Origin of the sequence: Rathayibacter sp. PhB179 (genome assembly GCF_004345345.1) — a bacterium.
Classification (GTDB): Bacteria; Actinomycetota; Actinomycetes; order Actinomycetales; family Microbacteriaceae; genus Rathayibacter; species Rathayibacter festucae.
This window is the reverse complement of record NZ_SLVD01000008.1, coordinates 95,008-112,919: the sequence shown is the minus strand read 5'-3', so window position 1 is coordinate 112,919 and position 17,912 is coordinate 95,008. Positions and strand designations below refer to the sequence as shown.

The following is a 17,912-nucleotide window of genomic DNA, read 5'->3' as shown; positions in this document are numbered from 1 at the left end:
ACAAGTGGCATCTCGCGGAGGAGGAGGGCGGCGTCAGCGCAGGGTCTTGCGGGAGGTGATCTGGCCGGTGTCGAAGCCGAGGAGGTGCAGGCCGCCGTGGAAGCGGGCGTGCTCGACCTTGAGGCAGCGATCCATCACCACGGTGAGGCCCTTCGACTCGCCGTACTCGGCGGCCTCCTGGTTCCAGATGCCGAGCTGCACCCACACCGTCGGCGCGCCGATGGCGACGACGTCGTCGATGACCGAGGGGATGTCGCTGGCCTTGCGGAACACGTCGACGATGTCCGGCACCACGGGGAGGTCCGCGAGGCTCTTGTAGACCGGCTGCCCCAGGATCTCCTTCGCGTTCGGGTTCACGAAGTACAGCTCGTAGTCGCTCGACTGCTGCAGATAGGTCGACACGAAGTACGAGGAGCGCGCCGGGTTCGGCGAGGCGCCGACGATCGCGACGGTCTTCGCGCGGCGGAGGATGTCCAGCCGCTTCTTCGCGTCCGGCCCGACCCAGGTGCGCTGCGACTTGAGCAGCTTCGCCAGGGGCGAGTTCGTCGGCACGGAGCAGCTGAGCCCGTTGGACAGGTGCGCGACGACGGTGTCGTCGGCCTCGGTGGTCGCGGCGGTGTCGGCAGCGATGCCGGTGGCGGTGTCGCTCATGGTCAGACCTCCACGGTCGGGGAGTCGATGGTCACCGAGACGTCGTCGGGGAGCTCGGTCGGTGCGTCCGGCGTGCCGTGCTCCTCGACCGCGCGGGTGAGCGCCTGGTCGAGGTCGTAGATGATGTCGTCCGCGTCCTCGATGCCGACCGAGAGCCGGACGAGACCCGGCAGCACCCCGGCGTGCAGCAGCTGCTGCTCGGTGAGCTGCGCGTGCGTCGTCGAGGCGGGGTGGATCACCAGCGTCTTCGCGTCGCCGATGTTGGCGAGGTGGCTGGCGAGGTCGACCGACTCGATGAAGGTCTGGCCGACGGCGCGGCCGCCCTTGACCACGAAGCTGAACACCGAGCCGGGCCCCTTGGGCAGGTACTTCTGCGCGCGCTCATGGTGCGGGTGCGCGGGCAGGCCGGCCCAGTAGACCTCCTCGATCCGCGGGTCGGCGTCGAGCCACTCCGCGACGCGGCGCGCATTGTCGACGTGCGCCTGGATCCGGTAGGGCAGCGTCTCGACGCCCTGCGCGAGCAGGAAGGCCGAGTGCGGGGCGAGGACCGGGCCGATGTCGCGCAGCTGCTCGGCGCGCAGGCGGGTGAGGAAGCCGTACTCGCCGAAGTTGCCGTCCCAGGAGAGACCCCCGTAGGAGGCGACGGCGTCGTGCAGCAGCGGGAACTTCTCCTGCGAGTAGTGGAAGCGGCCCGACTCGACGACGACGCCGCCGAGCGTGGTGCCGTGCCCGCCGAGGAACTTGGTGGCCGAGTGGATGACGATGTCGGCGCCCCACTCGATCGGGCGGACGAGGTAGGGCGTCGCGACGGTCGAGTCGATGATCAGCGGGATGCCGGCGGCGTGCGCGACGGCGGCCAGACCCTCGATGTCGGCGATCTCGCCGGACGGGTTCGCGATCGTCTCGGCGTAGAGGACCTTAGTCCTGTCGGTGATCGCGGCGGCGTAGTCGGCCGGGTCGCTCGACTGCACGAAGGTGGTCTCGACGCCGAAGCGCCGCAGCGTGACGTCGAGCTGGGTGATCGAGCCGCCGTAGAGGTTGGCGGAGGAGACGACGTGGTCGCCCGCGCCGACCAGCGCCGCGAAGGTGATGAACTGCGCCGACAGGCCGGAGGCGGTCGCGACGGCACCGAGGCCGCCCTCGAGGCTCGCGACCCGCTCCTCGAACGAGGCGACGGTGGGGTTGGAGAGCCGGGAGTAGATGTTCCCGTACTTCTGCAGCGCGAACCGCGCCGCCGCGTCGGAGGTGTCGTCGAAGACGAATGCGCTCGTCTGGTAGATCGGCAGCGCTCGCGCGCCCGTCACCGGGTCGGGGATGTTGCCGGCGTGGATTGCCCGCGTCTTGAAGCCGTACTCGCGATCTGCCATGCGATCGACGCTAGCGGGCGCCGCCGACACCGGGCCGCCGGAGCGACGCATCCCGTAACAGTCCCAGGCGGCGAGCACTCGAAGCGTCGCGCCGCGACGACCGTCACAGCGTCGCGTGCACCGCCGCCAGCGACATCACGGCGATCGCGAACCACGAGGCGAGCGCGACGACCAGCGCCCGCCAGCCCGTCGTCAGCAGCGCCCGCAGCCGCACCCCGCTCCCGAGCGCGAAGAGCGCCGCCGCCAGCAGCCAGGTCTGCGCCGTGTCCGCCGCGACCAGCACGCTCTCCGGCAGCGGCAGGAGCGTCCGCAGCAGCACCGCCGCGAGGAAGCCGACCACGAACAGCGGCACGATGGCGGGGCGCGGTCCGCCCTCGTCTCCGCCGCGTCGCGTCACGGCAGCGGCGACCGCCACCATCGGCGCCAGCATCACCACGCGGGTCAGCTTCACGACCACCGCGATCGCGAGGGCCGACGCCCCCGCGACCTGCGCCGTCGCCACCACCTGGCCGACGTCGTGCACCGACGCGCCGACCCAGTGCCCGAACTGCACGTCCGTGAGGCCGAGCGGGTAGCGCAGTGCCGGCAGCACCGCGATCGCGAGGGTGCCGCAGAGGGTGACCAGCGCGACCGGCACGGCCTGCTCCTCCTCCTTCGCGCGGGTCGCCCCGGCCATCGCGCCGATCGCCGAGGCCCCGCAGATCGAGAAGCCCGCGGCCAGCAGCAGCGGCTCGCGGCCGGGCAGGCGCAGTGCGCGCCCGAGTCCGTAGGTCAGCCCGAAGGTCGCGAGCACGATCGCGACGACGATCAGGATCGCTCCCCAGCCGAGCGAAGCGATGTCGACGAGCGAGAGCTTGAGCCCCAGCAGGACGATGCCGGCGCGCATCAGCGTGCGCGAGGAGAACTTGAGCCCCGGGGCCAGCCGGCCGCTGAGCAGCGGGCGGGCCGCCGGCAGCTGCGCGACCAGGATGCCGAGCGCCACGGCGGCCGTCAGCATCGGCACGGCGGGGATCGCCAGGTGCACCGCGAACGCCAGGACCGCCGCGGCCGCGCAGGCCGCGAGCCCGGGCCCGATCCGGGCGATCAGACCCACGAGGGCAACCACATGTGCGCCTGCCAGAACGAGAACGACGTCTGCTGCCCGGTCCAGAGCGGGTAGAAGTAGGCGGTCAGGGCCGCCGCGACCACCACGAAGATCAGCACGATCACGATGCCGCGCGTGCGTCTGCCGCGCTCGTCACCGCGCTTCCCGATCACCACCCCGGCTGTCAGGGCGAGCGCCAGCATCATGTAGGGCTCGAAGACGACGCAGTAGAACTGGAAGACGGTGCGGTCGAGGTACAGCATCCAGGGCAGGTACCCGGCGACGATGCCCATCAGCACGAAGCCGGCGCGCCACTCCCGGTAGCGGGCGAGCCGGTAGAGCAGGTAGACCAGCGCGAGCACGCCGGCGTACCAGATCAGCGGGTTCGCGACCGAGGTGATCGCCTCGTCGCAGCGCACCGCCGCGCAGCCGTCGACCCCGGTCGCCTGGTCGACGAAGTACATGCTCGTCGGCCGCAGCATCAGCAGCCAGGTCAGCGGGTTCGCCTCGTAGGGGTGCGTGGCGCGCAGATTGATCGAGTAGTCGTACATCTGCACGTGGTAGTGCCAGAGGCTCTGCGCCCAGTCCGGCACCCAGGCGAGCGCGCCGGTCCAGGCGTTGCCCGGGGCCTCCGTCGCCCACTGCCGCGCCCAGCCGCCCGAGGTGCGCAGCCAGCCGAGCCAGGTGCCGAGGTAGGCGATCAGCGCGATCGGCACGACCAGGAGGAAGGTGACCGGCCCCTGCTTGAGGATCGCGCCGCTGACCCAGAACGGCACGCCCGCGCGCCGGCGCAGCAGCGCGTCGACGACGACCGCGTAGACGCCGTAGGCGGCGAGGAAGTAGATGCCCGTCCACTTCACTCCCGCGGCGAGGCCGAAGATCAGACCGGCGGTCAGCAGCCAGGGCCGCCACCAGAGCACCGGTCCCCAGCTCGGCAGGTCGCCCGCGGCGACCTTCACGGCCATCCGCTCCTCGGCCCAGCGCCGGTCGAGCAGGATCGCGGCGACACCGCAGAGGGCGACGAACATCAGGATGCCGTCGAGCAGCGAGACGCGCGACATCACGATCGCGTGGCCGTCGATCGCGAGCAGCAGGCCGGCGAGCGAGGCGAGGAAGGTGGAGCGGAAGAGCAGCTTCCCGATCACGATCACGAGGGCGACCGCGAGGATGCCGACGATCGCGGTGGCGAGGCGCCAGCCGACGCTGTCGTCCGCGCCGAGCAGGCCCATCCCGAGCCCGATGATCCACTTGCCCAGCGGCGGGTGCACCACGAAGGACGGCGCTCCGGTGAAGACGTCGACGGCGCCGGTGGCGAAGCCCGGGTCGGGGTTCTCCGGCCAGGCGCCCTCGAAGCCGAGGTTCCAGAGGGTCCAGGCGTCCTTGACGTAGAAGGTCTCGTCGAAGACCAGCGAGCGCGGGTGCCCGAGGTTCCAGAGGCGGAGCACGGCGGCGACCACGACGACGAGGACCGGCAGCCCCAGCTCCCAGAGCCGGCGGCGCGCGGTGGTCGCGACGAGGCGGTCGTGCACGTCGTCGAACCAGGAGCCACGCGGCAGGTCCGGCGCGCTCTCGCGCACGCGCGTCGTCGGGGCGCTCTCGGCGGTGCTCGCGGCAGTGCCGCGGGCGGTGCTCTCGGCGGTGCTCCCGTCCGCGGGCCCGACCGGCACGGCGCGCGAGGCCCCCGCGGAGTCGAGGAGCAGGTCGTCGAAGTCGCGCTGCGGTCGGTCCGTCACCCGGCCATGCTAACGGCGCGCGGATCCGCCGCCGGGCCGTGTTCGGCCGCCGACGCGCGCCGACTGGGAGGATGGACGGATGATCATCCTGGCCGGCACGCCCATCGGCAATCTCGGCGACGCGACGCGGAGGCTCGTCGAGGCGCTCGAGAGCACCCGGCACATCGCCGCCGAGGACACCCGCGTCACCATCCAGCTGCTCCGCGCCCTCGGGATCGAGAACCGTCCGCAGCTCTACGCCCTGCACGACCACAACGAGCGCGAGCGCTCCGCCGAGCTGGTCGAGCTCGCCCGCGAGGAGGACCTCCTCGTCCTCAGCGACGCCGGCATGCCGACCGTCTCGGACCCGGGCTACCACCTCGTCGAGACCGCCGTCGCCGCCGGTGTCCGCGTGACCGCCCTGCCCGGCCCGTCGGCCGTGCTGATGGCGCTCGCCGTCTCCGGTCTGCCGACCGACCGCTTCAGCTTCGAGGGCTTCCTGCCGCGCAAGCACGGCGAGCGGGTCACGCTGTTCCGCTCGCTCGTCGACGAGCGCCGGACGATGGTCTTCTTCGAGTCGCCGCACCGCATCGGCGACTCCCTCGCCGATCTCGTCGAGGCGATGGGGCCCGAGCGACGGGTCGTGGTCTGCCGCGAGCTGACCAAGATGTTCGAGGAGGTCCGCCGCGGCACCGCGGCCGAGCTCGCCGAGTGGGCGGCCGACGGCCTCCGCGGCGAGATCTGCCTGGTGGTCGAGGGCGCTCCCGAGCGCGAGTCCTCCCTCGAGGACGGGCTCGCCGACGTGCTCGAGCGGGTCGCGGCCGGCGCACGGCTCAAGGAGGCCTCGGCCGAGGTCGCGGAGATGACCGGCCTCTCCAAGCGCGCGCTGTACGAGGCGGCCCTCGCCTCCCGCCGCGGCTGAGCCCCGGCCCGGGTCGCGTCCGCACCGCTCCGTCACACAGCGGGAGGCCACGGCGGCGAACCCTAGGATGGTCGCCATGTCCGACGGCGCCTCCTTCTATCTCACGACCCCGATCTTCTACGTGAACGACGTCCCCCACATCGGGCACGCGTACACCGAGGTCGCCGCCGACGTCCTCACCCGCTGGCACCGCCAGGCGGGCGACGACACCTGGCTGCTGACCGGGACCGACGAGCACGGCCAGAAGATCCTGCGCACCGCCACCGCGAACGGGACGACCCCGCAGGAGTGGGCCGACCGGCTCGTGCAGAACTCGTGGAAGCCGCTGCTGTCGACGATCGACATCGCCAACGACGACTTCATCCGGACCACGGAGCAGCGCCACGAGGTCAACGTGCAGAAGTTCCTGCAGAAGCTCTACGACGAGGACGCGATCTACACCGGCGAGTACGAGGGCTACTACTGCGTGGGCTGCGAGGAGTACAAGCAGCTCTCCGACCTCGACGAGGGCACCGGCGAGTACGAGGGCCAGTACGTCTGCAAGATCCACTCCAAGCCGGTCGAGCTGCTCAAGGAGAAGAACTACTTCTTCAAGATGAGCGAGTACACCGAGCGCCTGCTCGCGCTCTACGAGGAGCGCCCCGACTTCGTGCAGCCCGAGTCGGCGCGCAACGAGGTCGTCAGCTTCGTGCGCCAGGGCCTCGCCGATCTCTCGATCTCGCGCTCGAGCTTCGACTGGGGCGTCAAGGTGCCCTGGGACGACTCGCACGTCGTCTACGTCTGGTTCGACGCGCTGCTCAACTACATCACCGCCGTGGGCTACGGCCAGGATGAGGCGGAGTTCGAGCGCCGCTGGCCGGCGACCCACATCGTCGGCAAGGACATCCTCCGCTTCCACGCGGTGATCTGGCCCGCGATGCTGATGGCCGCCGGGCTCGACGTCCCCAAGCAGGTCTTCGGCCACGGCTGGCTGCTGGTCGGCGGCGAGAAGATGTCGAAGTCGAAGCTCACCGGCATCGCACCGGAGCAGATCACCGACACCTTCGGCTCGGACGCGTTCCGCTACTACTTCATGAGGGCGATCACCTTCGGCCAGGACGGCTCCTTCTCCTGGGAGGACCTCGCGGCGCGGTACCAGGCCGAGCTCGCCAACGGCTTCGGGAACCTCGCCTCGCGGGTCATCGCGATGCTGCACCGCTACTACGACGGCGTCGTGCCCGAGCCCTCGGCAGTGAGCGAGGCGGAGGAGCGCGTGCGGGCGACGGTCGCGGAGGCGGCGGCCGCGGCCGACCGCTCGATCGAGACCCTCGCGATCCACGACGCGATCACCGCCGTCTGGACGATCGTCGACGAGCTCAACGGCTACATCACCGAGCAGGAGCCGTGGGCCCTGGCCAAGAAGGACGAGCGCGAGCGCCTCGGCACCGTGCTCTACACGGCGTCGGAGGGGCTGCGCGCCCTGGCGGTGCTGCTCTCGCCGGTCGTGCCCCGCGCGACCACGGCGCTCTGGGAGGCGCTCGGCGTGCAGGACGCGCTCGGCGCCCTCACCGCCCAGCCGCTGCGCGCGGCGGGGGAGTGGGGGCAGCTGCCCGTCGGCACCACCGTCGGCACCCTCGCGCCGCTCTTCCCCCGCATCGAGGTCCCGGAGTCCTGACCCGTCCGGGCCGTTGATCGCGGAGCCCGCTCCGCGGGCGCCTTCATGCTGGCGGAGCCCGCTGCGCGGGCGCCTTCCGAGGGTCACGGAGCCTGCTCCGCGGGCGCCCATATGTTGATCGAGTAGCCCGCTGCGCGGGCGTATCGAGATCCGCCGTCTGCAAACGCGGGGTCTCGATACGCCGCCTGCGGCGGCTACTCGACCTGCATGGTGGGCCGCCCTGCGGAGGGCGGCCGGACCAGCAGGCGGACGCGTTCCCAGCCGACGGCTGCGCCTCCATGCTGATCGAGCAGCCCGCGCAGCGGGCCCTTCATGCTGATCGAGTAGCCCGCGCAGCGGGCCCTTCATTCTGATCGAGTAGCCCGTGCAGCGGGCGTATCGAGATCCGCCCTCTGCAAGCGCGCACTCTCCAGATCCGCCCGCCGGGGCCCCGCCGCCCCGCCCCGGTAGCCTGGACGCATGACCGACAGCCAGCACGTCCGCGCCCGTGAGAACACGTCCGGCCGCGACCTGACGTACCCGCCGCTGCCCGAGGCGCTCGTCGTCCCCGTCTACGACAACCACACCCACCTCGAGATCAGCGACGGCCTCGAGCCCCTGGACTACCGTGAGCAGCTCGACCGCGCCTCCACGGTCGGCGTCCGCGGCGTCGTGCAGGTCGGCACCGACGTCGAGACCAGCCGCTGGTCGGCCGAGCGCGCCGCCTCCGAGCCGCGCATGCTCGCCGCCGTCGCGATCCACCCCAACGAGGCGCCCGCGCTCGAGGAGCGCGGCGAGCTCGACGACGCCCTCGCCGTGATCGCCGAGCTGGCCACCCAGCCGCGCGTCCGCGCCGTCGGCGAGACCGGCCTCGACTTCTTCCGCACCGGCGAGAGCGGCCGCGCCGCCCAGTTCCGCTCGTTCGAGGAGCACATCCGCATCGCGAAGGAGACCGGCACCGCGCTGCAGATCCACGACCGCGACGCGCACCGCGAGGTGATGGAGACCCTCCGCCGGGTCGGCGCCCCCGAGCGCACCGTCTTCCACTGCTTCTCCGGCGACGCCGAGATGGCGCGGATGTGCGCGGAGGAGGGCTGGTACCTCTCCTTCGCCGGCACCGTCTCGTTCAAGAACGCCGAGTCGCTGCGCGAGGCGCTGGTCGCCACTCCGCGGCACCTGATCCTCGTCGAGACCGACGCGCCGTACCTCACTCCGGAGCCGTTCCGCGGCCGCCCGAACGCGCCCTACCTGATCCCGCACACCCTCCGCTCGATGGCCGCGACGCTGGAGACCGACGTCGGGCACCTGGCCGCCACGATCGCCTCCAACACCGAGCAGGTCTACGGCGAGTGGGGTGGCGAGGTCGGCTCTGAGCCGTCGGAGCCGGTCGGGCAGCTGGCATGACCGGCCGGCACGCGGCGGAGGCGGCCGCCGAGGAGGTCGCCGTCCCGAAGCTGCTCGGACCCGCCGAGATCCGCGATCTCGCCCAGCTGCTCGACGTCACGCCGACGAAGAAGCTCGGCCAGAACTTCGTGCACGACGCCAACACCGTCCGCCGCATCGTCAAGCTCGCCCGCGTGGAGCGGGGCGAGAGCGTCGTCGAGATCGGCCCGGGGCTCGGCTCGCTCACCCTCGGCCTCCTCGAGGCCGGCGCCGGGGTCGTCGCCGTCGAGATCGACGGCCGGCTCGCAGAGCAGCTGCCCCGCACGGTCCAGCTGATGGCGCCCGCCGCCGACCTCACCGTGATCCGCGCGGACGCGATGAAGGTGCTCGAGCTGCCGGGCGAGCCCGTGCGGCTCGTCGCGAACCTCCCGTACAACATCTCGGTGCCGGTGCTGCTGCACTTCCTCGAGCACTTCCCGAGCATCCGCTCCGGCGTGGTGATGGTGCAGTCCGAGGTCGGCCTCCGCCTCGCGGCCGGCCCGGGCTCCAAGATCTACGGCGGCCCGAGCGTCAAGGCGTCCTGGTTCGGCTCGTTCACGACCGGCGGCACCGTGTCCCGGCAGATCTTCTGGCCGGTGCCCAACGTCGACAGCGTCCTCGTCTCGTTCGAGCGCGGCGAGGAGCCGGGCGACGAGACCCTGCGCCGCGCTGTCTTCGCGGTGGTCGACGCGGCGTTCGCGCAGCGGCGGAAGATGCTCCGCCAGTCGCTCGCCGCGCTCTTCGGCGACAGCACGGCCGCGATCGCCGCGCTCGAATCGGCCGGCGTGCCGCAGACGGCCCGCGGCGAGGAGCTCGACGTCGCGGCGTTCACCGCCCTCGGCCGGGCGCTCGACCCGGCGCGGGTGCCGGTCCGCGGTGGCGCGGTGCCAACTGCGACAGGGCCCGAGGACGACGGCGAGAGCGTCGACGAGGATGCCGGCGAGGCCGTCGACGAGAGCGCTCCCGCCGCGGACGAGCGCGGCTCCGCCACCCTGTAGCGTGGTCGCATGGCCCATCGCGCGACGACGTCGAACCGGGTCCACGCGCGAGCGCCAGGCAAGATCAACGTCTACCTGAAGGTCGGCGCGGTCCGCGAGGACGGCTACCACGAGCTCGCGACGGCCTTCCAGTCGCTGTCGCTCTACGAGGACGTCCGCGCGAGCGACGCCCCCGACTTCTCGGTCGAGTTCTCCGGCTCGATCGACACCCGCGGCCTCGCCGTCGACGGGTCGAACCTCGCGATCAAGGCGGCGCGGGCCCTCGCCCGGGCGACCGGCTACCGCGGCGGCGTGCACCTCGAGATCGAGAAGAACGTGCCGATCGCGGGCGGGATGGGCGGCGGCTCGGCCGACGCCGCCGCGACGCTGCTGGCCTGCGACGCGCTCTGGGGCACCGCCTGCACCCGCGAGCAGCTGCTCGGGATCGCCGCCGGGCTCGGCGCGGACGTCCCGTTCTCCTTCACCGGCGGCACCGCCATCGGCGTCGGCCGCGGCGACGAGCTGAGCCCCGCGCTCGCGAAGGGCCGCTTCGAGTGGGTGCTCGTGCTCTCGGAGCAGGGCCTGTCGACCCCCGAGGTCTACCGCGAGCTGGACCGCCACCGCGAGCGGCACCTGCACGACTTCCGGCCGATCTCCGCGACGCCGAGCATCGAGCCCAACGTGCTGCAGGCACTCCGGGCCGGCGACGCCGCGATGCTCGCCGATGCGATGCACAACGACCTCCAGGCGCCCGCCCTGCACCTGCAGCCCGGCCTCGCGCGGATCCTCGAGCGCGGCGAGGAGAGCGGCGCCCTCGGCGGCCTGGTCTCCGGCTCCGGCCCGACGGTCGCCTTCCTCCTGCCTGACGCCGACGCCGCGCTCGACCTGCAGCTCGAGCTGACGTCCGCCCGCCTGCGCGCCGTCCGCGTCTCCGGCCCGGTCCACGGCGCCCGCCTCCTCTCCACCTGAGGCATGCCGTCGGGGCATGCTGGTCGAGTAGCGGCGCAGCGGCCCACCCATGCTGGTCGAGTAGCCGCGGAGCGGCGTATCGAGACCCGCCCTGCTGGACACGGTGGATCTCGAGACGCCCTCTGCGGGGGCTGCTCGATCAGCATGTGCGGGGCACCGGCTTTCACCATGCTGGTCGAGTAGCCGCGGAGCGGCGTATCGAGACCCGCCCTGCTGGACACGGTGGATCTCGAGACGCCCTCTGCGGGGGCTGCTCGATCAGCATGTNNNCACCATGCTGGTCGAGTAGCCGCGGAGCGGCGTATCGAGACCCGCCCTGCTGGACACGGTGGATCTCGAGACGCCCTCTGCGGGGGCTGCTCGATCAGCATGTGCGGGGCACCGGCTTTCACCATGCTGGTCGAGTAGCCGCGCAGCGGCGTATCGAGACCTACCCGCCGTCCGCAGAGAACGCTCGATCTCGTGGCCTAGAGTGCCGCTCATGGCCCCCAGACGAGTAGCACTGTTCGCGATCCTCACCGGGCTCGTCTCGGCCGCCGTCACCCTCGCCACCGCCGAGCTCGTCGCCGTCTTCACGGGCGCCGGCGGCAGCCCTCTCGTCGCGGTCGGCGGCTTCGTGATCGACATCGTCCCGCCCGGCGTCAAGGACACGGTCATCGCCCTGTTCGGCACCGGGGACAAGCTCGTCCTCCTCGTCTCCCTCGGGATCGCGGTCGCCCTGCTCGCGATCGCCGCCGGACTGCTCGAGTACCGCAAGACACCGCTCGGCGTCCTGGTCCTCGCCGCCGTCGCGGGCCTCGGAGCCCTCGCGGCCGTCAGCCGGGAGGGCGCCTCCGGCATCGACGCCGCGCCGAGCGTCGTCGGCATGGTCGCCGGCGCGATGGTGCTGCGCGCCGCCTCCGCCCGCCTGCGCGCCTGGGACGAGGAGCCCGCCCAGGGCTCGACCGACCGCCGCTCCTTCCTCCGCCTGGTCGGCATCGCCGGTGCCGCCGCTGTCGTCGCGGGCGTGGGCGCGCGGGTCGTCACCGCCGCCGCCTCCGCCGTCACCGCGGTCCGCGAGGCCGTCGTGCTGCCGACCCCCGCCGCCACCGCCGCGCCGATTTCCGCGACCGGCGTCCTCGACGACATCGAGGGCATCAGCTCCTACGTCACCTCCAACGACGACTTCTACCGGATCGACACCGCGCTCTCCGTGCCCAGCGTCGATCCGGCGGACTGGTCGCTGAAGATCACCGGCATGGTCGAGGAGGAGATCACCCTCACCTGGGACGAGCTCCTCGCCCTCCCGCTCGAGGAGCACCTCGTCACCCTCTCCTGCGTCTCGAACGAGGTCGGCGGCGACCTGATCGGCACCGCGCTCTGGCTCGGCTACCCGATCCGCGAGCTCCTCGCCCGTGCTCGCCCGACCGCCGGTGCCGACATGGTGCTCTCCCGCAGCATCGACGGCTTCACCGCCTCCAGCCCGCTCGAGGTGCTGACCGACGAGGGTCGCGCCAGCCTCCTCGCCGTCGGCATGAACGGCCAGCCGCTTCCGGTCGAGCACGGCTTCCCGGTGCGGATGGTCGTCCCGGGCCTCTACGGCTACGTCTCGGCGACCAAGTGGGTCACCGAGCTGAAGGTCACCACCTTCGAGGACGACGTCGCCTACTGGTCGACCCGCGGCTGGACCGAGCGCGGCCCGATCAAGGTCGAGTCCCGGATCGACGTCCCCCGCCAGGGCCAGGCCGTTCCGGCCGGCACGGTCGCGGTCGCGGGCGTCGCCTGGGCGCCGCACACCGGCATCTCGAAGGTCGAGGTCCAGATCGACGGCGGTGCCTGGCAGACCGCGCGCCTCGCCGAGGCCGTCACGGCCGACACCTGGATCCAGTGGGTCTACGAGTGGGACGCGATCGCCGGCGACCACGTCGTCCTGGTCCGCGCCACCGACTCCGAGGGCCTGGTGCAGACCCAGGACGAGGCGCCGCCCGCCCCCGACGGTGCGACCGGCTGGCACATGCGCACCGTGACGGTCGCCTGAGCGCACCGCGTCCGCCCGTGGGGATCCGCGGAGGCGGCCCCCGGTAAACTCGGCCCCTATGGCACATCTCCTGGGCGCTGAGTCGCTCCGCCTCGAGTACCCCACGCGGGTCATCTTCGACGACGTCTCCCTCGGCATCGAGGAGGGCGACCGCATCGGCATCGTCGGCCGGAACGGCGACGGCAAGTCCACCCTCCTCCGCCTGCTCGCCCAGCGCATCGAGCCGGACGGCGGCCGGGTCACCCACCGCCGCGGCGTCACGCTCGGCATGCTCGACCAGGCCGACACCGTCGACGAGGAGCTCACCGTCGCCCAGGCCGTCGTCGGCGGCCTCGAGGAGCACGAGTGGGCCGGGGACGCGCGCACCCGCGACGTCATCGCCGGCTTGCTGCGCGACGTCCCCTGGGACGGCGTCGTCGGCGCGCTCTCGGGCGGCCAGCGCCGCCGCGTCGCCCTGGCCAAGCTGCTCGTCGGCGACTGGGACGTCGTCTTCCTCGACGAGCCCACCAACCACCTCGACGTCGAGGGCATCGCCTGGCTCGCCGAGCACCTCAAGCGCCGCTGGGCCGCGACCTCGGGCGGCCTCGCGGTCGTCACCCACGACCGGTGGTTCCTCGACGAGATCTGCACCGCGACCTGGGAGGTGCACGACCGCCTGGTCGAGCCCTTCGAGGGCGGCTACGCGGCCTACATCCTGCAGCGCGTCGAGCGCGACCGGATGGCCTCGACCATGGAGTCGAAGCGGCAGAACCTGATGAAGAAGGAGCTGGCCTGGCTCCGCCGCGGCGCTCCGGCCCGCACCGCCAAGCCCAAGTTCCGCATCGACGCGGCGAACCAGCTGATCGAGAACGAGCCGCCCGTGCGCGACTCCGTCTCGCTGTCGCAGCTGGCCGTCTCGCGGCTCGGCAAGGACGTCGTCGACCTGCTCGACGTCACCGTCCGCTACGGCGAGCGGACCGTGCTCAATCGGATCGAGTGGCGGATCGCTCCCGGCGAGCGCACCGGCGTCCTCGGCGTGAACGGCGCCGGCAAGTCGACGCTCCTGGGTCTCGTGGCCGGCAGTGTGGAGCCGACCAGCGGCAAGGTCAAGCGCGGCACCACGGTCCGCGTCGCGATCCTCGACCAGCAGCTGCGCGAGCTGACCGAGGTGCAGCACCAGCCGGTCCGCGAGATCATCGCCGAGCAGCGCACCAGCTACTCGATCGGCGGCAAGGAGATGACGCCCGGGCAGCTGCTCGAGCGCCTCGGCTTCTCCAGCGCGCAGCTCTCGACGCCGGTGAAGGACCTCTCCGGTGGCCAGCGCCGCCGGCTGCAGCTGCTGCTGATCCTGCTCAGCGAGCCCAACGTGCTGATCCTCGACGAGCCCACCAACGACCTCGACACCGACATGCTCGCCGCGATCGAGGACCTGCTCGACTCCTGGCCGGGCACGCTCCTCGTCGTCTCGCACGACCGCTACCTGCTCGAGCGGGTCACCGACCAGCAGTACGCCGTGATGGACGGCGCGTTCCGCCACCTGCCCGGTGGTGTGGAGCAGTACCTCGACCTGCGCCGCGCGCTGGAGAAGGGCGCGCCCGCGGGCGGCTCGACGGGCGCATCCGCTCCGGCTCCGTCCGGCCTCGGCGGCGCCGAGCGGCGCACCGCCGAGAAGGAGGTGTCGGCGATCGACCGGCGCCTGCACAAGCTCACGCAGCTCTCCGCCGCGGTGCACGAGAAGATGGCCACCCACGACCCGGACGACTACGACGGCATCCTGGGCCTGAACGCGAAGCTGCGCGAGCACCAGGACGAGGCGGCCGGGCTCGAGCTGCGCTGGCTGGAGCTGTCGGAGCTGCTCGAGGGCTGAGCGCGGCGCAGAACATCAGCTGAGAAGGGGGTGCCTCCGCTGTGGGGGGAGGGACCCCCGTCTCAGCTGATGTTCTGCAGCGGAGTCAGCCGAAGTCGAGCGAGAGCTTGCGGAGCAGCTGCGCCAGCCGCTCCTGCTGCGCGTGCGTGAGGGCTCCGAGCAGCTCCTGCTCGGCGTCGACGAGCCGGGTGATCGCCGCGTCCACCCGGGACAGGCCCGACGGCGTCATCTGCACCAGCACGCCGCGGCCGTCGTTCGGATCGTCGAGGCGCTCGACGAGGTCGCGCTCGACCAGCCGGTCGATCCGGTTGGTCATCGTGCCGCTGGTGACCATCGTCGCCTGGAGCAGCTGCTTCGGGCTCATCCGGTAGGGCGCCCCTGCGCGGCGGAGGGCGGAGAGGACGTCGAACTCCCAGGTCTCGAGCTCCGAGCGGCCGAACGCGCTGCCGCGCGCCCGCTCCAGCTGCTTGGCGAGCCGGCGCATCCGGGAGAAGACCTGCAGGGGAGTGAAGTCGAGGTCGGGCCGCTCGCGCACCCAGGCGTCGACGATGCCGTCCACCTCGTCATTCGCGCTCACCCGTCCATTCTGGCGGGTGCGCGCCCCGGGAGTCGCCGGGAGCCGCTCGACGGGGACGCCACGGCGACGGCGGGTGCGGGCGGATGGCAGGATGGACGGCGCGCGAGAGCGCGGTCCGCCATGGTGTAACGGCAGCACGGCAGCCTTTGGAGCTGTCCGGTCCAGGTTCGAATCCTGGTGGCGGAGCTCGAGCACCGAGCACCGGTGCCGGACGGAGGAGCACGCGCACCATGGTCGACAGCACGCTCGCGGTGGTGATCCTGGCCGCAGGCCAGGGCACCCGGATGAAGTCCCGCACCCCCAAGGTCCTGCACCGCCTCGCCGGGCGCCCGCTGCTGGGGCACGTCCTCGACACGGCCGCCTCGCTCGACGCCGGCCACGTCGTCACCGTCGTCCGGCACGAGCGCGAGCGGGTCGCCGCCGCGGTCCTGGACCACACGCCCGCGGCCCTCGTCGTCGATCAGGACGAGGTGCCCGGCACCGGCCGCGCCGTGGAGCTCGGCCTCGCCGCGCTGCCGGACGACTTCGACGGGACCGTCGTGGTGCTCAGCGCCGACGTCCCGCTGCTGGACGCCCCGACGCTGCGCCGCCTGGTCGACGAGCACCTCGCGGCGGCCAACGCCCTGACGATGCTGTCCTGCGTGCTCGAGGACCCGACCGGCTTCGGCCGCATCGTCCGCGGCGTCGACGGCGGCTTCGCCTCGATCGTGGAGCAGAAGGACGCGAGCGACGCCGAGCTCGCGCTCACCGAGACCAACGCCGGCGTGTACGCCTTCGAGGCCGCCGCCCTCCGCGCGGTGATCGGCGCCATCGGCACCGACAACGCCCAGCAGGAGAAGTACCTCACCGACGCCGCCGCCGCGCTGAAGACCGCCGGCCGTGCGATCGAGGCCGTCCCCGTGCAGGACCGCTGGCTCGTCGCCGGCATCAACGACCGCGCCCAGCTCGCCGACGCGGCGCTCGAGCTGAATGCCCGGATCGTCCGCCGCTGGCAGCTGGAGGGCGTCACGATCCAGGACCCGGCCACCACCTGGATCGACGTCGACGCGGTCCTCTCGCCCGACGTCGAGATCCTCCCCGGCACGCAGATCAAGGGGCCGACTGTCATCGCCTCCGGGGCGATCATCGGGCCGGACACGACCCTCGACTCCTGCGAGGTCGGCGAGGACGCGGTGATCAAGCGCTCGGATGCGACGCTCGCGGTGATCGGCGCGCAGGCGCAGGTCGGCCCGTTCTCGTTCCTCCGCCCGGGCACCGTCCTCGGCGAGCGCGGCAAGATCGGCACCTACGTCGAGACCAAGAACGCGACGATCGGCGCCGGCTCGAAGGTGCCGCACCTCTCCTACGTCGGCGACGCGACGATCGGCGAGGAGTCCAACATCGGCGCCGGCTCGATCTTCGCCAACTACGACGGGGTGAACAAGGCGTCCTCCGTCGTGGGGTCGCACGTGCGCGCCGGGTCGCACAACGTCTTCGTCGCCCCCGTTAGAATCGGTGACGGAGCGTACACGGGCGCCGGCACGGTCATCCGCAAGGACATCCCCGCCGGAGCCCTCGGCATCACCGTCGCTCCGCAGCGCAACATGGCCGGATGGGTGCAGACCCATCGTCCGGGAACCGCGTCGGCCACCGCCGCCGAGGCCGCCCAGGCGTCGGAGCCCGAGGGCACCGACCGCGCGACCGGAGGAAGCGGAGCACAGTGACGGGCATCACCGCCAGCAACAAGAAGAGCCTGGTCCTGGTCTCGGGGAGGGCGCATCCGGCACTGGCGGAAGCGGTCGCCGACGAGCTGGGCACCGAGCTGGTCACCACCGAGGGGCGCACCTTCGCGAACGGCGAGCTCTACGTCCGCTACGGCGAGTCGGTCCGCGGCGGGGACGTCTTCGTCCTGCAGTCGCACACCTCGCCGATCAACGAGTGGCTCATGGAGCAGCTGATCATGGTGGACGCGCTCAAGCGCGCCTCGGCCAAGCGGATCACCGTGGTCGCGCCGTTCTACCCCTACGCGCGCCAGGACAAGAAGGGCCGCGGCCGCGAGCCGATCTCGGCCCGCCTGGTCGCCGACCTGTTCAAGGCCGCCGGCGCCGACCGCATCATGTCGGTCGACCTGCACGCCGCGCAGATCCAGGGCTTCTTCGACGGCCCCGTCGACCACCTCTTTGCGATGCCGGTGCTGCTCGAGCACTTCCGCGAGAAGCTCGACCCCTCGACCCTCACCGTCGTCTCGCCGGACATGGGCCGCGTCCGCGTCGCCGACATCTGGAGCGACAAGCTCGGTGTCCCGCTCGCGATCATCCACAAGCGCCGCGACCCCAAGGTCGCGAACCAGGTCTCGGTGCACGAGATCGTCGGAGAGGTCAGCGGCCGCGTCTGCCTCCTCGTCGACGACCTGATCGACACCGGCCGCACCATCGCCAAGGCCGCCGAGGCGCTCAAGGCCGCCGGCGCCATCGGCGTCGTCGTCGCCGCGACCCACGCCGTCTTCTCCGACCCGGCCCGCGAGCTGCTCAGCTCCGAGTTCATCGACTCGGTCGTCGTCACCGACACCCTGCCGCTGCCCGAGGAGAAGAAGTGGGACCGCCTGACGATCCTGCCGATTGCCCCGCTGCTCGCCCGCGCGATCCACGAGGTCTTCGACGACGGCTCCGTCACCTCCATGTTCGACGGCGACGCGTAGGCCGCAACCGGAGACGTCCGGGCTCTGCGCGCCACATGCTGGTCGAGTAGCCGCGGAG

General features: G+C 72.1%; 13 protein-coding genes, 1 tRNA gene and 1 pseudogene. 10 read left to right on the top strand and 5 right to left on the bottom strand.

What is annotated here, in order from left to right:
- Positions 1–33: 33 nt before the first annotated feature.
- The 4 genes from EDF43_RS16235 to EDF43_RS16220 all read right to left on the bottom strand — a co-directional run bounded on the left by EDF43_RS16235 (position 34) and on the right by EDF43_RS16220 (position 4,835).
- The gene (locus EDF43_RS16235) at positions 34–651 is read right to left on the bottom strand and encodes a CoA-binding protein (protein WP_132437710.1); all 618 of its coding nucleotides are present in this window, start codon (positions 649–651) and stop codon (positions 34–36) included.
- Between the two features lie 2 nt (positions 652–653).
- Positions 654–2,018 (bottom strand): O-acetylhomoserine aminocarboxypropyltransferase/cysteine synthase family protein, encoded by a 1,365-nt coding sequence (locus tag EDF43_RS16230; RefSeq protein WP_243646344.1) that lies wholly within the window; start codon positions 2,016–2,018, stop codon positions 654–656.
- A 103-nt stretch (positions 2,019–2,121) separates the two neighbouring features.
- Positions 2,122–3,123: a putative sulfate exporter family transporter gene (locus tag EDF43_RS16225; RefSeq protein WP_132437711.1), complete on the bottom strand. Its 1,002-nt coding sequence runs from the start codon at positions 3,121–3,123 to the stop codon at positions 2,122–2,124.
- Positions 3,102–4,835 (bottom strand): phospholipid carrier-dependent glycosyltransferase, encoded by a 1,734-nt coding sequence (locus EDF43_RS16220; RefSeq protein ID WP_243646345.1) that lies wholly within the window; start codon positions 4,833–4,835, stop codon positions 3,102–3,104. Before EDF43_RS16220 ends, EDF43_RS16225 begins: the two co-directional genes overlap by 22 nt.
- A 79-nt stretch (positions 4,836–4,914) precedes the next feature.
- Between EDF43_RS16220 and rsmI the strand changes: the two genes are divergently transcribed.
- The 7 genes and pseudogenes from rsmI to EDF43_RS16185 all read left to right on the top strand — a co-directional run bounded on the left by rsmI (position 4,915) and on the right by EDF43_RS16185 (position 14,600).
- Positions 4,915–5,736, top strand: a complete 822-nt coding sequence (gene rsmI / locus EDF43_RS16215) for a 16S rRNA (cytidine(1402)-2'-O)-methyltransferase (protein ID WP_132437712.1) — start codon at positions 4,915–4,917, stop codon at positions 5,734–5,736.
- Between the two features lie 76 nt (positions 5,737–5,812).
- Complete coding sequence (gene metG / locus EDF43_RS16210) at positions 5,813–7,390, top strand: methionine--tRNA ligase (RefSeq protein WP_132437713.1); 1,578 nt, start codon at positions 5,813–5,815, stop codon at positions 7,388–7,390.
- A 459-nt stretch (positions 7,391–7,849) separates the two neighbouring features.
- The gene (locus tag EDF43_RS16205; RefSeq protein WP_127887222.1) at positions 7,850–8,773 is read left to right on the top strand and encodes a TatD family hydrolase; all 924 of its coding nucleotides are present in this window, start codon (positions 7,850–7,852) and stop codon (positions 8,771–8,773) included.
- Positions 8,770–9,639, top strand: a pseudogene (gene rsmA, locus EDF43_RS16200) (16S rRNA (adenine(1518)-N(6)/adenine(1519)-N(6))-dimethyltransferase RsmA); the annotation flags it as partial. The gene EDF43_RS16205 and the pseudogene rsmA, both read left to right, overlap by 4 nt.
- Positions 9,640–9,798: 159 nt before the next feature.
- Positions 9,799–10,737 (top strand): 4-(cytidine 5'-diphospho)-2-C-methyl-D-erythritol kinase, encoded by a 939-nt coding sequence (locus tag EDF43_RS16195; RefSeq protein ID WP_123705149.1) that lies wholly within the window; start codon positions 9,799–9,801, stop codon positions 10,735–10,737.
- A gap of 481 nt (positions 10,738–11,218) precedes the next feature.
- Complete coding sequence (locus EDF43_RS16190; RefSeq protein WP_132437715.1) at positions 11,219–12,754, top strand: molybdopterin-dependent oxidoreductase; 1,536 nt, start codon at positions 11,219–11,221, stop codon at positions 12,752–12,754.
- A gap of 58 nt (positions 12,755–12,812) precedes the next feature.
- The gene (locus EDF43_RS16185) at positions 12,813–14,600 is read left to right on the top strand and encodes an ABC-F family ATP-binding cassette domain-containing protein (protein WP_123737734.1); all 1,788 of its coding nucleotides are present in this window, start codon (positions 12,813–12,815) and stop codon (positions 14,598–14,600) included.
- Between the two features lie 85 nt (positions 14,601–14,685).
- On the opposite strand, the gene EDF43_RS16180 is transcribed toward EDF43_RS16185, so the two are convergent.
- Positions 14,686–15,177 (bottom strand): MarR family transcriptional regulator, encoded by a 492-nt coding sequence (locus EDF43_RS16180; RefSeq protein ID WP_123447633.1) that lies wholly within the window; start codon positions 15,175–15,177, stop codon positions 14,686–14,688.
- A gap of 114 nt (positions 15,178–15,291) precedes the next feature.
- On the opposite strand from EDF43_RS16180, the gene EDF43_RS16175 reads away from it, so the two are divergent.
- The 3 genes from EDF43_RS16175 (at position 15,292) to EDF43_RS16165 (ending at position 17,854) form a co-directional block, all read left to right on the top strand.
- A tRNA-Gln gene (locus EDF43_RS16175) sits at positions 15,292–15,363 on the top strand.
- A 44-nt stretch (positions 15,364–15,407) separates the two neighbouring features.
- A complete protein-coding gene (gene glmU / locus EDF43_RS16170) occupies positions 15,408–16,880 on the top strand; it encodes a bifunctional UDP-N-acetylglucosamine diphosphorylase/glucosamine-1-phosphate N-acetyltransferase GlmU (RefSeq protein WP_132437716.1) in 1,473 nt (490 codons plus the stop codon).
- Positions 16,877–17,854 (top strand): ribose-phosphate diphosphokinase, encoded by a 978-nt coding sequence (locus EDF43_RS16165; protein ID WP_123447631.1) that lies wholly within the window; start codon positions 16,877–16,879, stop codon positions 17,852–17,854. Before glmU ends, EDF43_RS16165 begins: the two co-directional genes overlap by 4 nt.
- Positions 17,855–17,912 lie beyond the last annotated feature (58 nt).

Bases quoted from the DNA above. Each gene is read 5' to 3' on its own strand.
- metG (WP_132437713.1), top strand. From the start codon at position 5,813: ATGTCCGACGGCGCCTCCTTCTATCTCACGACCCCGATCTTCTACGTG.
- rsmI (WP_132437712.1), top strand. From the start codon at position 4,915: ATGATCATCCTGGCCGGCACGCCCATCGGCAATCTCGGCGACGCGACG.
- EDF43_RS16185 (WP_123737734.1), top strand. From the start codon at position 12,813: ATGGCACATCTCCTGGGCGCTGAGTCGCTCCGCCTCGAGTACCCCACG.
- EDF43_RS16230 (WP_243646344.1), bottom strand. From the start codon at position 2,018: ATGGCAGATCGCGAGTACGGCTTCAAGACGCGGGCAATCCACGCCGGC.
- EDF43_RS16205 (WP_127887222.1), top strand. From the start codon at position 7,850: ATGACCGACAGCCAGCACGTCCGCGCCCGTGAGAACACGTCCGGCCGC.
- EDF43_RS16190 (WP_132437715.1), top strand. From the start codon at position 11,219: ATGGCCCCCAGACGAGTAGCACTGTTCGCGATCCTCACCGGGCTCGTC.
- EDF43_RS16195 (WP_123705149.1), top strand. From the start codon at position 9,799: ATGGCCCATCGCGCGACGACGTCGAACCGGGTCCACGCGCGAGCGCCA.
- EDF43_RS16235 (WP_132437710.1), bottom strand. From the start codon at position 651: ATGAGCGACACCGCCACCGGCATCGCTGCCGACACCGCCGCGACCACC.
- glmU (WP_132437716.1), top strand. From the start codon at position 15,408: ATGGTCGACAGCACGCTCGCGGTGGTGATCCTGGCCGCAGGCCAGGGC.